The sequence below is a fragment of the Vibrio methylphosphonaticus genome (genome assembly GCF_023634655.1).
GTDB classification, from domain to species: domain Bacteria; phylum Pseudomonadota; class Gammaproteobacteria; order Enterobacterales; family Vibrionaceae; genus Vibrio; species Vibrio methylphosphonaticus.
In genome coordinates, this window is the sequence record NZ_JAMKMS010000006.1 from 15574 (window position 1) to 35466 (window position 19893).

The window sequence follows — 19893 nt, forward strand, 5'->3', positions numbered from 1 at the left end:
TTACTGAACGTCGACCACTTCAATCAATACGTCACCGGTGGCACCGCTTGGTGTGCTAATACCGAGATAGTTGGACAGCGTCGGCGCGATATCGTAGGGCGTGACCGCTCTGTTCACGGTTTGTGCTTTCAGTTGATTTCCAGCAAAAATCACTGGAACGTGAGTATCGAAACGCCATGGTGAACCGTGGGTTGAAGCAATAGTGAGTCCATCCATATCGTTGATATAGGTTCTTTGGTCAAAAACCAAATAAACATCGCCAGAGCGAGCTGGATGATAGTTGTTTCGAATTAATTGATTCACGCGCGTATTGGCAACTTGATTATTCGCAATATCATCGCTGGTGACTGCGCTGTAAATACCGGTAATGTTTGCGACTTCCTCAGCAACGGCTTTCTGGACCTTAGCTAACTCTACTTTCTTTTCTTTAATCATCTCATGGTCAAGGTAGATGTAGGGCTGGGCATAGAGCTTAATCACATCTTTGTTTAGACCAAATTCAGTTTTTAACCTCGTTTCTAACCCGGACTGCCAAAGCGCCTCTTTCTGGAAATAAAACGGCTGCTTAAGGCCCAATTGGTTTGCCGTTGGCGATGCTTCAGGTACGCCGTGATCGGCAGAGAGGACGATCAAGGTGTTATCCAATCCCACAGACTTGTCGATGGACTCGAACAAGGACGCGAGCGTGCGGTCAAGACGGATCAGGTTGTCTTCTGTTTCTAAGCTTGAAGGGCCGTAGAGGTGAATCACGTAATCGTTTGAAGAAAAACTTACAGCAAGAAAGTCGGTGCTGTTACCTTGTCCTAATTTTTTCTCTGTGATTAAGGTTTTGGCAAAATCGGCTGTAATCTCATCACCGGCAGGGCTGACCGTCAACATGGTTGAATAATATTGGAAGGACGCAGGACCGTAAGGGTGTGGAAAGGTTCTTTGGAAGCCCGCCAATTCGACTTTATGATCTTTATTATGTTCAATGATGGAGTAGGCCTCCTTATCTAAAGACAACTGCCACTTTTTACCGGAGTAGCGTGCAGGCAGCGCTTTGTCGTTCCAGTTCGTGACCCATTCTGGCGTTTCATCATAGTAATAGTCACTCGTCACAAACTCAGATTGGGCTTTGGAAAACCAAAATGCTTTACCAGTATGCCCAGCCAGTGAAATCGCACCTCTATCTTTAACAGAGACCGAATACACTTGTGATTGCCCGCTGCTGGCTATGGTTAGCTCGTCGCTAAATGTTGAAGACAGGATCGGTGCCGGCGAGCGACCATCTCCCTGCGCGGTTTTTTGTGTTGGGTCTATCTCTGTCGCTTTATTGACACCAGAACCTTGTGTCAGCATCGCGTAGTTTGGATCTTCTACGTTATAAACCAAACGGTTTAGGTTTCTATCAAACCAGACATTGCCGACCATACCGTGCACTGAAGGTGGTGCGCCAGTGGCTAGTGAAACATGGCCCACTATGGTTTCGGTATTGGCGTGTTGGTAGTTGGCATTGGTGTAATAAACGCCTTCGTCCATGAGGTAACGAAAGCCGCCTTCTCCAAAGTTGCCTTTGAAGCGTTCTATCAAATCGGCTCTCAGTCCATCAACTGTGATCTGTACCACTAGTTTGGGAGACTGAGCGGCGTGAAGGGTGAAGCTTGCAAGGGCAGTGGTTGCGATGAGAGTGGTGCATTTTGCAAGTCGTAATAAACGTTTATTAGTAGGCATAAGGTTTCCTTTAGAAGGATGCGTTTCACGATGATAATCAAGCCAAGTCACTGATTGTAAGGTCGTGGACCTCTGCTGCTGAAGAGAAGCGAAAGGTGTTGCATCAGTGAATACAATTAAACAGTACTATGTAATTTAGCTTAGGAGAGTTTCGATGATAACGGGAGAATAATAGCCACAGGTTGCGCCGCTCCACTTGATAATTAGATGACATCAATGGTATCTAATTCTACTTGCTTTTAAGTTATATCGATTATGCTCAGCAGAGAGCAGAGAGCAGAGAGCAGAGAGCAGAGAGCAGAGAGCAGAGAGCAGAGGCATTGAAAAGAACGGCACCGCCTCTGGTGCCGCAGAAGATCTACTAGACCACTTTAACTATTCTCATGGCGCTAAGTCGATAGAAAATCAGTGAACCGAGTAGTACCGCACATCCGACAATTTTGTTGAGAGGCATAGGTTCTGAATAAATGATGATACTTAATATCAGCGTCCATATTGGCTCAAGGAGCATGAGCAAAGCGGCATTGGTCGGTTGCGCGAATTTTTGTCCTGTCGTTTGCATCAAGTAACGCAAGCTAGTGGCTAGCACGACGCTTAGAGCGAACCAAGTCCATGTCGTTGGTGAAATAGTCTCAGGCCATGACTCGACACAATATGAAAGGATGAGTCCCAAGCACCCGGCGGAAAAAAGTTGTAGCGTCGTGAGTAGCATGGGTGATAAGCGTGCCGAGTATTTACTGTTTAAATTGAAGTGCACCGCGAGCCCAACCGCCGCGGTTAAAAACCATAGGTGACTCATCTGGGCATGCCACCCGCCATTCCATGAAATCAAAAATAAACCAATGAGCGCAATGGGAAGTGATAACCAAAATGCACGCACGGGTTTATTTCCAAATAGCCCCCAAGCCACCATAGGGACGAATAGCATTGAAAGGCTCATAATAAATGCGCCTTCGCCCAGAGTTTCACTTATCGAGATGGCATGAATCCAACAAAAGATGGAGAACCCGAGTGCGCCACCAACCCCCATAGCACGCAAACTATCTTTGAAGCTGGTTGTTTTAAGGGCGGTTAAACAAAATGGTAATAGGATCAATGATGCCAGCAAAAAACGAAGGCCAATAAAACCAAAAGGAGGGAGCCCCTGTATTGCTTCTTTGGAAAAGACCCAGCCAGCCCCGGCAAGTAGAGTGGTAAAAATGAGTATAAATTCAGCGCGAAAACGGTTAGTCATAACGAAAACATCTTAGTTTTTGTTTATTTTGCGCTAATTAACGCCAAGACTCCATCCTAAATCGTCTAAAAAATGGCAGTTTGGTGATAATCTGACATATTGATTGTATTTGTTTTGGTGGGTGGATCTGTTTCTATTTAAATGCAACTACGGGCGTATATTTAGTAAAAATGCTAAGTGCAACAAGGTGCATTTATTTATTGCTTCTATAATAAGAGAAGTATCCCTTTAGTGATGTGTTGAGTAGGAGTCAGGCATGGCGTTTTTTTTGTATAGTAATGATTCACTCACAGTCATCGAAGTAAAGACCAATCGGTTTGATGCCAAAATGATTCCTCATTTTCGTCAGTACCTTAACCAGTTCGAGCAGCTAGCATCTCAAAAACTACTTATTGATTTAACCGGTGTCATTTTTATGGATAGCAGTGCACTTGGGACGATCATGGCATTACATAAAACCTACGACTTTGGAGAGATGTCTATCATCAGCCAAAGCCCTTCGGTTCTTAACTTATTCAAGTTGACCAAAGTTGACCAACTATTAAATATTTATCGAGATATCGATCATGCCGTGGAGGACATGACTTGATCAATGTGAGTATAAACAAGCCACTTCGTCTTCAAGCTGGGTGGTTTTTGTTGACGTAACAATCGTTGTCATACACACTGACTGTCAACTTTTCGTGACACTTTCAGTAGGAATACCCAGTGCGTTTAGAAGTCTTGTGTGAAGATAGACTCGGATTGACTCGTGAGTTATTGGACATTTTAGCGTCCAGAAGCATTGATTTACGTGGCATCGAAATCGACATTACGGGGATTATTTATCTCAATTGCCCAGATATTGATTTCGATACATTTCGTGACTTAATGGCAGAGATTAGACGAATTTCGGGTGTTAAAGATGTTCGAAAGATACAGTTTATGCCGAGCGAAAGGCATAACACAGAACTGGTTTCCTTACTAACGAACCTCCCATATCCGGTGCTTTCTATTAACTTGAAAGGCTCAGTAGATATGGCGAATCACGCTGCACTAAAACTGCTTGGTAAAAGTGAGCAAGAAGCGATCGCCCAACACATCTCCCATTTATTGCCTAGTTTTCACTTTTCAAAATGGATTGAGGGTGATATCTGCCGCCAGAAACAAGCGATTGTTGTTGATGGTATGGATTATTGGATGGAGATTTTGCCCGTCTATATTACGGGAGAATCTAACGAGACAGTGCTCGCTAGTGCTGTAATGAGTATCCAGCCAAGTAGTACTGTGATTATTTCCGAATCGCTGTCTGACAATAACATTTTGGGCTTTGAGCATTTTGTCGGTGTCTCAAATCGTCATAAAGCGCTCATGAGTCAAGCGAAAAAGTTAGCAATGTTAGATCAACCTTTATTGATTGAAGGCGATACTGGCACGGGTAAAGAAATGTTGGCGAAGGCTTGTCATAGCCGATCAAATCGCGCATCAAATCCATTTTTGGTACTGAGCTGTGCTTCTATGCCTGATGATGTGGCGGAAACAGAGTTGTTTGGCCATGCGCCAGGTTCGTTTAATCACGAGCATGGTCATAAAGGCATTTTTGAGCAAGCGAACGGTGGCACTGTCTTATTGGATGAGATTGGTGAAATGAGCCCCCATCTACAAATTAAGTTATTAAGATTTTTGCAAGATGGCACCTTCAGACGCGTGGGTGAAGAGCATGAAGTACACGTCGATGTACGAATTATTGCATCTACCCGTCACAATCTGGCAGATTTGGCGGAGCAGGGCGCCTTTAGGGAGGATTTGTACTATCGCCTTAACGTACTGACATTGACGATTCCCCCACTGCGTGAGCGAGCTAGCGACATAGCTCCACTTTTGGATCTGTTCATTGCTAAGCACAGCCAAAAGTTGGCGATTGCCAAGCCTCAATGTACGGAAACATTAGTGAAGGATCTGGGCAGCTACCCTTGGCCGGGCAACATGAGGCAGCTCGACAATTCGGTGTTACGAGCGCTGACTCAAATTAGTGGTAGTACATTACAAATTGAAGATTTTAAGTTGCCAAAACTGGAGTCGGTCGCGACAAACGGTGTGAACCTTAACTTAGATGGTTCGCTCGATGACATGATGAAGGAGTACGAGTCGAGAATTCTGGAGAAACTCTATCAGTCATTCCCATCAAGTCGAAAATTAGCTAAACGATTGAATGTGTCACATACATCGATTGCTAATAAACTGCGTGATTACAATATCCGCAAAAATTGATTTGTCAGGCTCAGGATGTCTATAAAATAGCGTAAAGTCGTCAGTGATGTCATTTATGATACTGCGACTTTCGTTGGTAAGGTATTTGATCTCGCCAATTATTGGCAAATATCAGGGAGTTATAATGGAAGATAGCTGCTCGGCAGTGGGAATACACTGCCGTGATGGGAATGTACTGATTCGTACCGCCAAGCCCTCAGATGCATACACAATATCCAACTATTTTCAGGAAAATAAAGCGTTTTTAGCGCCTTGGGAACCTAAACGAGACGATGCTTTTTATCGAGCAGATACTTGGGCAGCAAAGTTGGTTAAGTTAGAAGAGTTACACCGCCTTGGTCTTGCCTATTATTGCTTGATTTTTGATACGGATTCAAAAGAAATGAAGGGTACGATTTCGTTCAGTAACCTTGTCCGCTTTCCACTTCATTCGTGTAATTTAGGTTACTCTTTAGCCAAAGACGCCCAAGGGCATGGGTATATGCGCAAGGCTCTCGCAATGGTGCTCCCCTATATGTTCAATGTGCAAAATATGCATCGTATAGCGGCGAGTTATATGCCCCATAACGAACGAAGCGCCGCGGTACTTAATGCCATGGGGTTTCAAAAGGAAGGTTATGCCAGTGACTATTTGCTGATCAACAATCAGTGGGAAGATCACATCCAAACGGCGTTGATTAACCCCAATTGGAAAGCCAGCTAATATTAGACAGCCAGTCAATATTGGAGAATCAGATCATGAAGCGTCTTGAACAGCAACTCACACTGTTAATGGAATTGGACAAGCTCAAGAGCGTGTTGCGCCGGACTCGAATAAAAAGCTCAGTTGGCCGCTTTGAAAATAGTGCAGAACACAGTTGGCACGTGGCAATGATGGCGCTTTTGTTAGAAGAGCACGCGAATGAACCGATAGATATTGCTGTCGTGGTGAAAATGCTATTGCTGCATGACATGGTGGAAATCGATGCTGGTGATACGTTTGTTTACGATGTGGCTGCGTCATTAGAACAAGAACAAAAAGAGTTATCGGCGGCCAATCGATTGTTCGCTATGTTGCCGCAAGAACAAGGTGAGGCGTTATTTGCAATTTGGCAAGAATTTGAAGCGGCAGAAAGCGCCGAGGCGAAATTTGCCAAGGCGCTGGACCGACTAATACCGATGTTGTTGAACTACCATAATCAAGGTCAGAGCTGGTTAGAAAACGATGTATCGAAAGAACAAGTAATGAAGGTGAACCAGAAGATAGAAAAAGGTTCACAAGTGCTGTGGGATAAAGCACAATCGCTGATAGAAGAAGCCGTAGAGAACGGTTGGTTAAAACACTAGGAGACTGAATGTCGTACACGACTTTGGATGAATACCAAAGAAAATGGATTTTTACTCATCAATCTATGCCTGTACCTGAAAGTGATTGGCCTTTTATTAAGCCGATGACCCAAGCACGTTCAGCACAGTTTTGGAAAGAAAATATCAGCGCACAAAGTCCTGATGCTGAGCGTATGTCCTCTCAGGACTGGCCGACGAAAGACAGCAACTGGCAAGAAAGTGTCGACTGGATGAAAGCTTGGGAAGCCGATGAAAACGCGTTACCAGAAGCGGTAGCAGACTTTATTGATTGGCAAGACGACGTTACGGTGTATTTTTGTTATGAAAAATACAATGTAATTGAAACCAAGTGGTCGATTTTCAAAAAATATTGGAAGAACTTTTTGTTTTACGATGATGGTCCAATTTTATTGGGACGACGTAGGCAAGAGGCGCTATGGTTCTCAACCAAAGGTACCGTTAAACTCGGTCGCCGTAGCTAACGTCAAGGCACTTGCTGCAATACGTGTTAATTGAGGCCTGCAGAAATGCAGGTCTTTTTTGTGCATACAATGGACTTAAGTCACATTCCAAAAAAGTAACGTAATTAAATGCCAGGTCTTTGATCTTAAGCTAAGTATGCTCTTGCATAACAACGTGATACTACTCTCAGTTAATACATTTTGTACTTATAAACAGTAAAAATACTTTGTAGTTATTTCTCAGGACGAGTCATGTTATGCGCCACTACCTCAAATATATAATTCCGATCTTAGTTCCACTGATCGTATTGCTTTTACCTCTCTCTGCCTTTCCTTTCGACGGATTGACCATTATCCAGCAGCGCGTTATCGCGATCTTTTTATTGGCGGCACTGTGCTGGGTGTTTGAACCTATTCCCATCTATGCAACTTCCGTGGTGATTATCGTATTAGAGCTTCTCATGCTATCGAATAAAGGCATGTATTGGTTTCGGGGCGCAGAAGGCGAAGCACATTTTGGTACGTTGTTGCGATATGAAGAAATAATGGCAACATTTGCAAGCCCAATCATTATGCTGTTCCTTGGCGGGTTCTTTCTCGCGATGGCAGCGACGAAATATCGTTTAGACGTTAACTTAGCAAGGGTATTGCTTAAACCGTTTGGTACTGACCCTAAATACGTAATGCTCGGCTTGATGTTGATTACGGGTGTGTTTTCTATGTTTATGTCAAATACAGCAACCACTGCGATGATGCTGTCTATTTTGACGCCGGTAATTGCGTTGTTTGGGCCTAAAGATCCCGGACGTATCGCGTTTGCGTTGTGTATCCCAGTCGCCGCGAATATTGGTGGTATTGGTACGCCTATTGGCACACCCCCAAACGCTATAGCACTCAAATATTTAGTGGGTGAAAACTACATTAGTTTCGGTGAGTGGATGGCATTTGGTGTGCCATTTGTAGTGGTGATGATGGCTCTCGCTTGGGTCTTGATAAATACACTTTATGGCGCTGAGCAGAAAAAAATTGAGCTGGCGATTAAAGGTAAGTTTCTAAAAACGCCAAAAGCCATCATGGTGTACATTACGTTTGCTGGCACTATTATCCTATGGTTGATGGGTTCAACACATGGTATGAACTCTTACACCGTGGCGCTTATTCCGGTAGCGGTGTTCTCTCTTACTGGCATTATCAATAAGGAAGATCTCAAACGTATCTCGTGGGATGTTCTTTGGTTGGTATCTGGCGGGATAGCGCTTGGCTTAGCGTTAGACAAGACAGGGCTGGCCCGATTGGTGGTGCATAGTATTCCTTTCGACGCCTATTCTCCTTATGCCGTGCTATTTGGAGCCGCATTCTTGTGTCTTATCATGGCTAACTTCATGTCGCATACCGCAACAGCAAACTTACTGATGCCGATTATGGCAGCGCTGGGCGCTTCTATGGTGTCGCTGGCCCCACTTGGCGGCGAAATTACCTTGATTCTTGTTGTGACGTTTGCTGCGTCATTGGGTATGTCGTTACCTATTAGTACGCCTCCTAATGCTTTGGCGCATGCGACGGGCAATGTGCAAAGTAATCAAATGGCGAAAGTTGGTGTCATTCTTGGTGTCGTCGGGGTGCTATTAAGTTTCGTGCTCGTATGGTTGCTGCATGCGGTAGGCCACATCGGGTAACCTATATGGATAAGTTGGTAAGACATTATTTTTCTGAAGCCACAAGACAAGTGACGATGATGGCCGGCGATGTAGTACTGCGCCAGCATGGCCATAACGATCGCCTGTACTATGTGCAAAGTGGTGAACTTGAAGGGTTTGATGAACGTGAAGAAGACGGCAACCTGACCAAATTATTTACCGCATCAAGTGGTGCTTTTATTGGCGTACACAGTTTCTTTTCAGGCACGTGGACAGCATCATCAACCGTTAAGGCTAAAACGCTCGTTAAGCTGGCATGGATCGATAAAAACACGCCAGCGATCAGACCAGAAGTGCTAGGCCCGCTCAGCGCGCAATTTATGCCAGTGATTGTCAATGAACTATCTCGGCGTCAGCGACGTGCAACCCAAGAAGCTATCGCCAAAGAAAAGGTGCTACAGCGGCTGCACACCGCTGAGCAGATGACCACGCTAGGACAGCTCGCAGCGGGTATTGCCCATGAACTCAATAACGCGATTGGTGTGGTGAGCAGCAAAACAGATCATTTACAAAGTGAGCTTATTCAGCTACTTGAAGAGGCTCACCCTGAATCGAGCCAATATTTTGACTTAGGTTTGATGCATGGACAGTGGACATCGTCTAGCGAGGCAAGAAAGATCGCCAAGCAGATCGAAAGGACATACAAGCTGGATCGTACACTCGCAAAGCGGCTTGCGAAAGCGCTAGGCAGTGCTTCGTTACCGCAACCATGGCTAGATAGACCAGAACAAGCGATCAAGTACTGGGAGTTGGGGCGAGATCTTCACGATCTTCGACTCGCGGCTCGCCACACTGTCGGCATTGTCAAGTCGGTAAAACAGTTAGGGCGAACAGACAGCGAGCAAGATGAGCTCATTGATATTAACGATACCATTAATAAAGCCCTGTCTTTGCTACAAAGTGATTTACGGCTTGTCTCGGTGAGAATGCGTCCGGCAACCTTGCCGTTAATTAAGGGCGCTTCAACGGAGTATGTGCAGATTTGGAGCAACATTATTAAAAATGCTTGTGATGCTATGCACGCAACGGTTGCACCGGAAATAGAGATTCAAAGCCGTTGGGTGAATCAACGTATTTTAGTCACCATTGCCAATAATGGGCCCGAAATAGATGAATCCATTCGACGAAAAATATTCCAGCCTAACTTCACCACAAAAAAGGGTGGTCTAAGTTTTGGGTTAGGGTTGGGGTTATCGATTGTTAAACGTATTGTGAGTGAGAATAGCGGCACGATTGTGGTGAAAAGCAGTCCAGAACAAACTATTTTCCGAGTCAAATTACCAGTAGGAGAAGCAAATGGAGAAGCTTAATATAATTTGTGTGGATGACCAACGAGAGGTACTGAGTGCCGTTGTTCAGGACTTAGAACGCTTATCTAGCTGGTTAAATATCGAAGATTGTGAGTCTGCTTCTGAGGTGTTAGAGCTGTTAGATGATTTGGACGCTGACGGTGAACATGTCGCGGTTATTATTTCTGACCATGTGATGCCGGGAATGACGGGTGTGGAACTACTGACGAGTATCTCACAAGATAGCCGATTTAAATGGACCAAAAAGGTGCTGTTAACAGGGCAAGCCACACACTCAGACACCATTACCGCCATTAATACCGCGGGGGTAAGCCACTACTTCGAAAAACCATGGAATGCTGATGCGCTAACGGATTGCGTGCGCACGCTAGTGACGCACTACATATTTGACAGCGGCTTGGACTATCAACCTTATCATGAAGAGTTGGATCAGAAGGTTGTTTTAGCTAGGCTGAGTTCATCGTTCTAACGTTAACACCTCGGGTGACGCTGCCGCTTAATGCTCGACATTCATGTCGGGCAATAAGTTTAGTCCTTAGCTCTACTTTGTCTGTTCTAATCTTAATCTCCATTTCATGTTCTTATAGTGAGCAAGCCCTTTACCTGTAGGATATACAACATAGTTACTCCTCTGAATGACCGGTTTTTAAATACCTATCTTCAATAAAAACTAGACACAAGAAGCCTATTGAATACTCTTAGTGATATCTACATCGTAATCAGGAAGGTGACATGTCAGAACATTATGCCGTGGTCAGTTGGACACGAGGCAAGGGTGAAGTTTTCCACGACAACCAGTATAGCCGAGGGCATAGTTGGGAATTTGATGGTGGAGCGATAGTGCCAGCATCGCCATCCCCACACGTGGTTCCGCTACCTCTTTCAATAGAAGAAAATGTTGATCCTGAAGAGGCGTTTATTGCCGCTTTGTCGAGTTGTCATATGCTGGTATTTCTGTCGATCGCTGCGAAGCGCAACTATGTGGTAGACCGCTATACCGATAAAGCGATCGGTACTCTTGGTGAAAATGAAGTGGGAAAACTAGCGGTGACCAAAGTGGTATTGCATCCCCATGTTGAGTTCTCAGGTGAGCGAGTCCCTACCATGGCGCAGTTAGAAAAAATGCACCATTTGTCCCATGAAAATTGTTTTATTGCCAATTCTGTTACGACACTCGTCACAACGGAAATCAAAGAGTAGCCCGCTATTTATTGTCGTTATGCTGGCTGCAATCTTGTTCGGCATCGTCTTCGAGTCTTTCGATGCTTATGAGCGGCAATTAAAATTTTCGTACCGTTTGATACTGAGCTTAACGTTGATTGCTGAGCTCACCGTGTAGAATGAAGGGAATCGTTATGATTAAACGCGTTGGCGACACGATCATTGAAGTGAATCACAAGGCTAGCTGTCATTGTGGTGCCGTTGAACTGGAGTTGTATTTACCCAATGGCATAGAAAAGCCACGACGTTGTGATTGTTCAATTTGTCGAAGGAAAGGGGCGATTGTCGCCTCAGTAAAGTTAGACGGTATTCGTGTACTAAAAGGTCAAGAATCTCTTAAGCTTTACCAATTTAATACCGGTACCGCGAAGCATTATTTTTGTTCCAATTGCGGCATTTATACTCATCATCAAAGACGCTCAGACCCCACAGAATATGGCTATAATGTTGGGTGTTTATTAGGTGTGAATCCTTTCGATTTAGGTGAAGTGGTTATCAGTGATGGTGTTAACCATCCGTCAGATAGAACATTGTGAAAAGAGAATGGGGTGGTGATGGAAGTGATAAGCAAATTTGATGATTATCCAAGCGATATTCGACGATCACTGCTTGATCTAAGATCGCTCATTTTTCAGTGCGCTCTAACATTAGATGTAGGTGACGTTGAAGAAGCGCTTAAGTGGGGTGAACCCAGCTATCGTGTAAAGTGTGGCAGTCCAATTAGGATAGATTGGAAGTTAAAAACGCCACATAACTACTACTTGTATTTTAACTGTAGTACACAACTCGTTGACACATTCCGTGAGCTGTATAGTGACGTGCTTGAGTTTCAAGGCAACAGAGCCATTGTATTATCTGTTGCACAGTCATTCCCTGAAAGGGAACTAAAACACTGCATCGCTTTGGCTATGACCTATCAGAGAATCAAACATTTGCCCTTACTTGGAGCGAGTTGACCATCGTGAGTGAGCGCTTGGCTAGCAATGTCCTTTAGATGGGGAGTGGTAATAATGGCTCCAGTGAATAGTCAGAAGTCACTTATTTTAAGAAGCCTAAATCTTGTACCGAGAAATTGGCTAAATTTGGAAAAATATAGTTCAATGCATTATCACTCTTTACACCCATCCACTTGGCAATAGTCGCACCAATTTGCTCAACGGAAGTGGTGGGGATCATTCGCCCCTTATTGAAATCATTTTCGCCATCAAGGATTAATGATGGCCACTGTCCGTATAGCTGTCCGGCATTTAATGCCCCACCCATTACAAAGTGATTACTTGCCCAACCATGGTCTGTTCCGGCACCATTACTTGCCAAGCGTCGACCAAAATCAGACATTGTCATCGTGGTCACTTTGTCGTCTAGCCCTGATGTCTCCAGCGATTGATTGAACGCGGCAAGTGCCTGACTCAAAGTGCTCATCAAATTTGCATGATCATTTAATTGGTTAGCGTGGGTGTCAAAGCCACCTAGGCCAACAAAATACACTTGTTTCTGATGCCCTAGTTGATCGCTCGATTTGATCAATCGTGCCACTGTGTGTAGTTGTTGACTCACCGAAGTATCTGGAAAATGCGCTTCTTCTGGGACAGACTCTATCGCCGCAGCGAGTTGATCTCGTATTGAAACTGAATCATCTTTCACTTGATCAAATTCACGCCCAAACGCCGTTAACGGGGACAAATTCATTACTTGATCGAAAGCCTTTCGGCGCTGATCGTTTTTTATCGCATTTACTTGAGGTAGTGATGATGCCTTAATTAGGTTAGCACCACGGTCGCTACCATTTAGCAGCTGGGCATAGCCATTAAGACTAAACGTTGGGCTAATTTGCTCGGAATCGCTACTTAGCACGTCCATCATTCGCCCCGCCCACCCTAATGTTGTGGTGCTGCCAGACCAACCACGTTGCCACTCAGCTTGTTGTGAATTATGAGAGAACAAAAAGGGTGGCATCGCGTGCGTTCCGTCCTCCAACCCAGCCTTCGTTGAAGGCTCTATCAACACACCACTGTTTGCAATAGCCACCATTTTTCCATTGTTAAACAGGCTTTGAATGTCAGTCATTGATGGGTGTAAACCCAATGTAAGATCTGACCCCGTAGTTAATGATAAAGGCAACAATGAAGCTTGTGGGATAGCGATATCTGGGCGAGCCGTCATGTACTCATCATAGTGTGCGTTATCATTGGGAATCAACATGTTAAAGCCATCGTTGCCACCAAACAAAAATACACAAACCAGGGCCTTATAGTCGTTATTTGGTAGCGCGTGTGCCGTGCCTGTACCCATCACCGAGACAAGCGGTGTCGAGGCCATCGCCGCTAACAGTTGACGACGTGAAATCATTGGGCTATCTCCTCAATATGGAACTCTTGGCTAGTGACAACAGTATAGAGCGCGTTACGAACCTTTAGACTTTGTTGAGTGTCGCGAAGATCGTCTAATCCTTCTAATACGATGGCTTTCAGTGGCTCACTCATTCTTTGAGAAAGCAGGCGTCGTTCAATTTCCTTAATCAATGCCGAATGGTCATTCGCAATTGCTTCTAAAGGCGCGGTATTGATGACAATGCGCTTCGGGTTATCTTCTCCCTCATAATCGGTTCGGCCAGTTGCAGACCAAAGCTGATTATTGGTGAGTATAAAGTTGTTCCAGCTCAGTATTTCAAATTCGGGTGCAACGTCATTTGCCGCTGAGATTTCGCCATTCGGAGCATAATCGGGCGAGAAAAAGTTGAAGACACTCGGCGAACCAAGCGGAGATTGTCCGTAAGACGAAAACGTGCCAATCGAGTCATGGAAGCGCCCTGATGGATCGGCAGATTTAGCGTCTAAGGCTCGGAAAAAATTTGTCATTGCTATCAATGGCTCTTTCATTTTAACGGGCGAACGCTCACTGCCGCTAAGTGCTTCGCTATCGGTTAAAATCCCACGGATTACTGCGGCAAGATCGCCCCTTACTCCCTCACCATTATCGGCAAACAGCGCACTTACTCGGGCAACATAAGCAGGGGAGGGGTTCGAGGTTACGAGTCTCTGGATAAGATGTTTACTGATCAACGGAGGTGTGTTCGAGTGATTGAGTAACATGTCCATCGCTTGCGCCATATCCTGTTCGGCGGTTTGCCCTTGGGCATACACCTCACCCATGACCACCTTTTCTTCGTCGTCATGATGTTCAGGATAAGCGATCATAGGTATGAACCAATTCCCATCCTTAGACCCCCAATTCGGCTGATTTTTTTCAGCGATGTGCCAACCGGTGAATACGCGAGCTAAGTTTTCTATATCATCTTGCGAGTACGTTGAGATCAATTGCCCTTGGCTATCAAGTTTTTCGGTGCCATCTGGATGTAACTCGTAGAGACCAATGCTAAACAATTGCATCACTTCACGAGCATAGTTTTCATCAGGGTAGCGATTGTTTTCAGGCGCGGCTTTTTGATTTGCCATCATTGATAAGTAATCACCCATCGCGGCATGCAGTGTCACCGATTCAATCAGATCTCGATAATTGCCAAAAGCATGAGTGATGAGCATATCGTAGTAGTCAGTCATCTCTAAGGCTCGACCATTCAAGCTAGCGCCATACCGTGAAATCACGAAAATTTCGCTCAATGCAAATGCGACCCGCTGTCGCAGTTGATCCGGTGCATTCAGGCTCAAGTCCCACCACACGGCCGCGCGATCCGATTGGTTGTATGTGGCGGCATCGCTTTGCAGTTGATATTCTTTCAGGCGAGTAGAGTGCAAGCTTGGGGTCATAGAAAACTGTCTATCTAGCCAAGTCACATAGCCTAAATTGGCTAACTCTTGATAGGAATCCGGTTGAGGACCAAATGTCGAACGGTAGAGAAGGTCATAGCGCTGATCTTGTGTCAAGGGGAGGATAGGAGGCCGCACACCACCATTTTCCGAACCACTGTCACCCTCTCCGCCGCACGCCGATAGTAATGAAAGACCAAGTAATCCTATACTCGATTTGAGGGCACAAGGCTTTAAAATGGATAGCAACTCAGGAACCTTTTTTGCAGACGATGTCGTTGAACACTAACGAAGAACATCATTCACAGCAATATAGCCCGGTATAAATTGTGCGACGGGTTCAAAATCATTAACATTCGTCGTCTTGTTCGTAGGCTACGCAACAATGAACAACATGGAAGCGACTGGCTAATAGGCCTCAAGCTAATGCGTGTTGGCCTTAACGAAGTGCGCTGTTATTTGCATCGTGGACTAATTTTAGTAGTATCAATTTCCCTTATTTTTGTGTGACAGATATATTTTCGAGTGACAGATATGACATTTAACGCCGCAATTTTCGATATGGATGGTTTGCTTCTGGATACTGAGCGAGTGTGTATGAACGCTTTTGAAAAAGCATGCCATACATTAAGCGTAGAATTTTTGAAGCCAGAGTACCTTGCGATCATCGGTCAGAATGCTCAAGGAGTGGAACGTACAATTCGAGCTGGTTATCCTGCTGATCTCGATTATCCGGCCCTGAGGAAAGTCTGGATGGAGTATTATCATGATATAACGCATCATCATGCGATCCCAATAAAGGAAGGGGTACTTGAGCTTCTTGATTGGCTAAAAGCGAATAATATACCGATGGCTGTGGCGACATCCACAGACTTAAGTCTTGCTAAAACAAAACTACAACTCGCTGGATTAGGTGACTATTTCGACAGCGTGACTTGTGGATGTGAGGTGACTCATGGCAAACCAGATCCAGAAATTTACTTACTAGCAGCAAGCAGGCTAAATATAGCGCCAGAATATTGTTTGGGTTTTGAGGACTCGAACAATGGTGTCCGTGCAGGTGTTGCCGCAACTTTACAAATGTATCAAGTTCCCGATCTCGTTTCCCCAACCGATGACGTGATTGCTCTTGGACATGAGATCCTTCCATCGATGGTTGATGTATTGGATCATTTGAAACACCACAAGCAACTCACTTAACCGTGGATTACTTACTCACTGTTGTGTTATTTGCGGTGTCGGCATCCGTTACGCCTGGACCGAATAATATTTTGGTGATGACGTCAGGGGTCAACTTTGGTGTTAAAAAGAGTTTACCCCTGCTCTTTGGCATTTGCGTTGGCTTTACCATGATGCTGTTACTTGTTGGCGTCGGATTTTCGCAACTATTTGAGCGATTCCCTAATCTGCATTTTGTTATCAAATGTATTGGGGTGTTTTACTTATTGTATCTCGCGTATCTGATTGCAAGCTCCTCTTCCTCCATTCATTCTGAGCATCAAAACCAACCTTTATCCTTTATGAAGGGCGCGATATTTCAATGGTTCAATGCTAAAGCATGGGTGGTTGCGACAGGGGCGATTGCTGCGTTTACAACCACAGGATCGAGTTTCCTTGCTCAGAACATCATGATAGCGATAACGTTTTTTGTCGTTTCATTTCCATGTGTCGGCCTATGGTTGGTTTTTGGGTCATTATTGAAAAATATTCTTAATAGTCCGAAGCATCGAAAATGGTTTAATCTCGTCATGTCGGGGCTACTCATACTATCGGTATACCCCATATTTCTGGAGATCACACAGGAAATAACTTAGAACAATGGACAGTTAAACCTTACTCTTCATACTGTTAAATAGCCCTATTTTTGGTTGGTTTTTGTCATACCAATGCTTGGTTATACTTCGCGTCACACTAACAAGCCGATCACGGCACGCTCTGGATTTACGCTCCAGCACGCAGAAGGAAAAACCATGTCTCAATATGTTGTATGTGCGCTTTATAAGTTTGTCACCCTTAAAGACTACCAAGATATTCGTCAGCCGCTCACTGAAATACTCACTGAAAATGCGATTCGCGGAACGCTATTGCTCGCGAGCGAAGGTATTAATGGCACCGTGGCGGGTAAGCGAGAATCAATTGATGAGTTGCTTAACTGGTTTCAACAAGATTCTCGATTGAAGGATGTGGTGTATAAAGAGTCATTTAGTGACACACAGCCGTTTAACCGCACCAAAGTGAAATTGAAAAAAGAAATTGTGACGATGGGGGTGGAAGGGATTGATCCGCTAAATGTCGTTGGTACTTACGTCAAACCTAAAGATTGGAATGAACTGATTTCTGATCCCGACGTATTGCTGGTGGATACTCGCAATGATTATGAAGTGGATATCGGTACGTTTAAAAATGCCGTCAACCCAAACACAGAGACGTTTAGAGAGTTTCCTCAATACGTTGCCGATAACCTGGACCCTACAAAACATAAGAAAGTAGCGATGTTCTGTACCGGTGGTATTCGTTGCGAAAAATCGACAGCGTACATGAAAGAACAAGGCTTCGAAGAGGTCTATCACCTTGAAGGCGGTATTCTCAAGTACCTAGAGGATGTACCTGAACAAGAGAGTATGTGGGAAGGTGACTGCTATGTGTTTGATGGACGAGTTGCTGTAAATCATCAACTAGAAAAAAGTGGCTACGATGTATGTAACGCTTGTCGCTTACCGATGACCGCCGAAGACAAAGAGTCTGAGCATTTTGAGCAAGGTGTGAGTTGTCCTAAATGTGTCGATAAACACAGCGACGAGCAAAAAGCCCGCTTTCGTGAGCGAGAAAAACAAGTTCAACTCTCCAATGCTCGAGGTGAAACCCATGTCGGCGGAGATGCTGCCCAGCTAATAGAGCAACGCAAAAAACAAAAACGAGCGATGAAAGCACAGCAGCGTTCTGGGAAGTAAATTAAGTACAGTATGGTGATATTCGTCATACAGAAAAAGGGAGTAAGACGGTTGTCTTACTCCCTTTTTGTATTTGTAGCGTCCTACTTCTTACTTCTTACTTCTTACTTCCTAGGTAATAGGTAATAGGTAATAGGTAATAGGTAATAGGTTAAGAGGACTCTTGCGAAGATGCACCTTCATTTACTTCAGGTTGACTCTCTTCTTCCACTTCGTAATTAAGCCAGAATAAAAATAATTCATACCAAATCGCGAGTATTATTGCACCTAGGAACAAACCGATAATTCCCGCAAATAGCATACCGCCAATAGCACCAATCAAGATCACTGGCATTGGCACATCGACACCGCGGCCCATTAACATAGGTTTTAGGAAGTTATCAGATAACCCGCCGGCCAATGCCCAGATAGTAAATAACGTTGTACTGGTGCCATCTCCTGTGGAATAGACATAAAAGATGACCGGTGCAACGATGAGCAGGGCAGGTAATTGGGCGATACAAAGTATTAAGGTCGCGAGTGTCAATAGACCAGCAGCTGGAACCTTAAACACAAACATCGCCGCACCGATAATGACCGCCTGAATAAATGCAACGCCAACCACTCCAAGCAACACGCTGCGAATCGTTGCCGCCATTAAGTTCGCCCATTGCTCCGCTTTTTTCCCCACAGCTCTTACCGCAACGGTTTCGAGAGCGCCAGATATTTTTTCTGCATGAGCCATAAAGCCACCCGCGATGGCGAGGGAAATAATAAACATGACTAAACTAGTGAGCGCGCCACCCAAAATAGAGGCGATGGTGCCAAGAAAGCCTTTAATTTCAGGCAAGAATTGCTGAATAGCTTTCTCTAAGTTGGTCGAAAACAGGTTCCAAATGCTGTAGAGCTTGTCGCCAATGACTGGGATATCCGCAACTTTCGCTGTAGGTCCTGGTATTTTGATTTCACCGCTTTGAAGAATGTCCGTTGTGTGAGTAACCCCTTCGTACAAAGAGCCCGAGACGAGCCCGAAAGGCACTACCAGTAAACCAATCCCAATAAGAGCGACGGTAGTAGAGGCTAGACCGCGTTTACCGCCATAAGCTCGCTCAAGCTTTTTGGTTAGCGGCAATAATGCCACAGCGATTATTGCGCCCCACAATACCGGAATGATAAAGGGCTTAATAATGCCGTATGTAAAATTGATCAAGAGAATCAATAACCCGATTCTGATGGCGGACTCAACCATATTGTTGATGAAGAGTTTGCTTTGACGTTGTTCGATTTGTTTATCCATTTTTATGTTCCCTGTGCTCAATGTTGGCACTTACTAAACTTGATACCACGATGGCCATATAAAATACGCCCGTGATTGCTTCTAAATATACGACAACCTGCGCGAATGGGGTATTAGGACTGATGTCGCCATACCCCAACGTTGTTAATGTGACAAAACTAAAATACGCTGCATTTGAAAAATTATTTCCCCAAGTGAGTGATTCCATACCAGTAAATGCATTAGGTGAAAATTCGAGGATCAATAAATAAACGATAGCCCACATTAGCCCAAGTAGCAGAAATAAAGCGATAGAACCTATCACTCTATTTGCATTAACGCTGCCATGAAACAAAACTTGCTTTGCTGTTGATTGAAAAGTAGCGAAGAAGAAAGCGAAGGTCAGCGCTAGCATGGCAAGATCCATTTTTTGAATATTAAGTACGCTTTTTATTATGAGTACAGCAATCCAAATCACGGCAAGAAAAGCCAGAAAGTGAAACCATTTTCGGTCAAACCGAAGACTCGCGAGGCAGACAATAAAGGTCCAAATAATGAAGCCTTGTAATATATGATCGATTACACCTTCACCGACCACCTCTGCCAGGGATGCGCTAATTAATAACGCAATCAAAGATAGGGTAAGATAGAAAAAGTTATTACTGTCGTTAATCTTCTTTATCCGTTGGCCAATTTTTCTTTGCATGG

20 protein-coding genes are annotated in these 19893 nt (G+C 44.5%); 14 read left to right on the top strand and 6 right to left on the bottom strand.

The window, feature by feature from the left end:
- Complete coding sequence (locus M9196_RS08505; RefSeq protein ID WP_250617111.1) at window positions 1–1713, bottom strand: alkaline phosphatase family protein; 1713 nt, start codon at window positions 1711–1713, stop codon at window positions 1–3.
- Window positions 1714–2074: 361 nt separating this feature from the next.
- Entirely contained in the window at window positions 2075–2947 is an 873-nt protein-coding gene (locus tag M9196_RS08510) for a DMT family transporter (protein WP_250617112.1), read from the bottom strand.
- 256 nt (window positions 2948–3203) lie between these two features.
- Here M9196_RS08510 and M9196_RS08515 point away from each other — a divergent pair, with 256 nt between their 5' ends.
- The 11 genes from M9196_RS08515 (at window position 3204) to M9196_RS08565 (ending at window position 12168) form a co-directional block, all read left to right on the top strand.
- On the top strand, window positions 3204–3536 hold the full coding sequence (locus M9196_RS08515) for an STAS domain-containing protein (RefSeq protein WP_250617113.1): 333 nt from the start codon (window positions 3204–3206) through the stop codon (window positions 3534–3536).
- Window positions 3537–3655: 119 nt separating this feature from the next.
- Window positions 3656–5197, top strand: coding sequence for a transcriptional regulator TyrR (gene tyrR, locus M9196_RS08520; protein ID WP_250617114.1), 1542 nt, complete (start codon window positions 3656–3658; stop codon window positions 5195–5197).
- Between the two features lie 124 nt (window positions 5198–5321).
- On the top strand, window positions 5322–5900 hold the full coding sequence (gene rimJ, locus M9196_RS08525; RefSeq protein ID WP_250617115.1) for a ribosomal protein S5-alanine N-acetyltransferase: 579 nt from the start codon (window positions 5322–5324) through the stop codon (window positions 5898–5900).
- A 35-nt stretch (window positions 5901–5935) separates the two neighbouring features.
- Complete coding sequence (locus tag M9196_RS08530) at window positions 5936–6523, top strand: HD domain-containing protein (protein WP_250617116.1); 588 nt, start codon at window positions 5936–5938, stop codon at window positions 6521–6523.
- An 8-nt stretch (window positions 6524–6531) separates the two neighbouring features.
- Window positions 6532–7005, top strand: a complete 474-nt coding sequence (locus M9196_RS08535; RefSeq protein ID WP_250617117.1) for a DUF2947 domain-containing protein — start codon at window positions 6532–6534, stop codon at window positions 7003–7005.
- Window positions 7006–7241: 236 nt separating this feature from the next.
- Window positions 7242–8660 carry an SLC13 family permease gene (locus M9196_RS08540; RefSeq protein WP_250617118.1) on the top strand — a complete coding sequence of 473 codons (1419 nt, stop codon included), beginning with the start codon at window positions 7242–7244 and terminating at the stop codon, window positions 8658–8660.
- Between the two features lie 5 nt (window positions 8661–8665).
- On the top strand, window positions 8666–9991 hold the full coding sequence (locus M9196_RS08545; protein ID WP_250617119.1) for an ATP-binding protein: 1326 nt from the start codon (window positions 8666–8668) through the stop codon (window positions 9989–9991).
- Complete coding sequence (locus M9196_RS08550) at window positions 9978–10460, top strand: response regulator (protein WP_250617120.1); 483 nt, start codon at window positions 9978–9980, stop codon at window positions 10458–10460. The genes M9196_RS08545 and M9196_RS08550 overlap by 14 nt, the downstream gene beginning before the upstream one ends.
- Before the next feature lie 263 nt (window positions 10461–10723).
- On the top strand, window positions 10724–11191 hold the full coding sequence (locus M9196_RS08555; protein WP_250617121.1) for an OsmC family protein: 468 nt from the start codon (window positions 10724–10726) through the stop codon (window positions 11189–11191).
- 155 nt (window positions 11192–11346) lie between these two features.
- Window positions 11347–11748 (top strand): GFA family protein, encoded by a 402-nt coding sequence (locus M9196_RS08560; protein ID WP_250617122.1) that lies wholly within the window; start codon window positions 11347–11349, stop codon window positions 11746–11748.
- An 18-nt stretch (window positions 11749–11766) separates the two neighbouring features.
- Window positions 11767–12168, top strand: a complete 402-nt coding sequence (locus M9196_RS08565) for a DUF1801 domain-containing protein (protein WP_284677136.1) — start codon at window positions 11767–11769, stop codon at window positions 12166–12168.
- A gap of 82 nt (window positions 12169–12250) precedes the next feature.
- Here the strand turns inward: M9196_RS08565 and M9196_RS08570 are convergent, their stop codons facing one another.
- Both M9196_RS08570 and M9196_RS08575 read right to left on the bottom strand, forming a co-directional pair.
- Window positions 12251–13561, bottom strand: a complete 1311-nt coding sequence (locus tag M9196_RS08570) for a DUF1501 domain-containing protein (protein ID WP_250617124.1) — start codon at window positions 13559–13561, stop codon at window positions 12251–12253.
- A complete protein-coding gene (locus M9196_RS08575; RefSeq protein WP_250617125.1) occupies window positions 13558–15228 on the bottom strand; it encodes a DUF1800 domain-containing protein in 1671 nt (556 codons plus the stop codon). Before M9196_RS08575 ends, M9196_RS08570 begins: the two co-directional genes overlap by 4 nt.
- 285 nt (window positions 15229–15513) lie before the next feature.
- Here M9196_RS08575 and M9196_RS08580 point away from each other — a divergent pair, with 285 nt between their 5' ends.
- The 3 genes from M9196_RS08580 (at window position 15514) to trhO (ending at window position 17930) form a co-directional block, all read left to right on the top strand.
- Window positions 15514–16179 (top strand): HAD family hydrolase, encoded by a 666-nt coding sequence (locus tag M9196_RS08580; RefSeq protein ID WP_250617126.1) that lies wholly within the window; start codon window positions 15514–15516, stop codon window positions 16177–16179.
- A gap of 2 nt (window positions 16180–16181) precedes the next feature.
- The gene (locus M9196_RS08585; protein WP_250617127.1) at window positions 16182–16793 is read left to right on the top strand and encodes a LysE family translocator; all 612 of its coding nucleotides are present in this window, start codon (window positions 16182–16184) and stop codon (window positions 16791–16793) included.
- A 156-nt stretch (window positions 16794–16949) separates the two neighbouring features.
- On the top strand, window positions 16950–17930 hold the full coding sequence (gene trhO, locus M9196_RS08590) for an oxygen-dependent tRNA uridine(34) hydroxylase TrhO (RefSeq protein WP_250617128.1): 981 nt from the start codon (window positions 16950–16952) through the stop codon (window positions 17928–17930).
- Between the two features lie 151 nt (window positions 17931–18081).
- Here trhO and M9196_RS08595 read toward each other — a convergent pair whose 3' ends face one another.
- Together M9196_RS08595 and M9196_RS08600 are read right to left on the bottom strand one after the other, a co-directional pair.
- Entirely contained in the window at window positions 18082–19206 is a 1125-nt protein-coding gene (locus M9196_RS08595) for an AI-2E family transporter (protein ID WP_250617129.1), read from the bottom strand.
- Window positions 19199–19891: a potassium channel family protein gene (locus M9196_RS08600; protein WP_250617130.1), complete on the bottom strand. Its 693-nt coding sequence runs from the start codon at window positions 19889–19891 to the stop codon at window positions 19199–19201. The genes M9196_RS08595 and M9196_RS08600 overlap by 8 nt, the downstream gene beginning before the upstream one ends.
- Window positions 19892–19893: the final 2 nt, after the last annotated feature.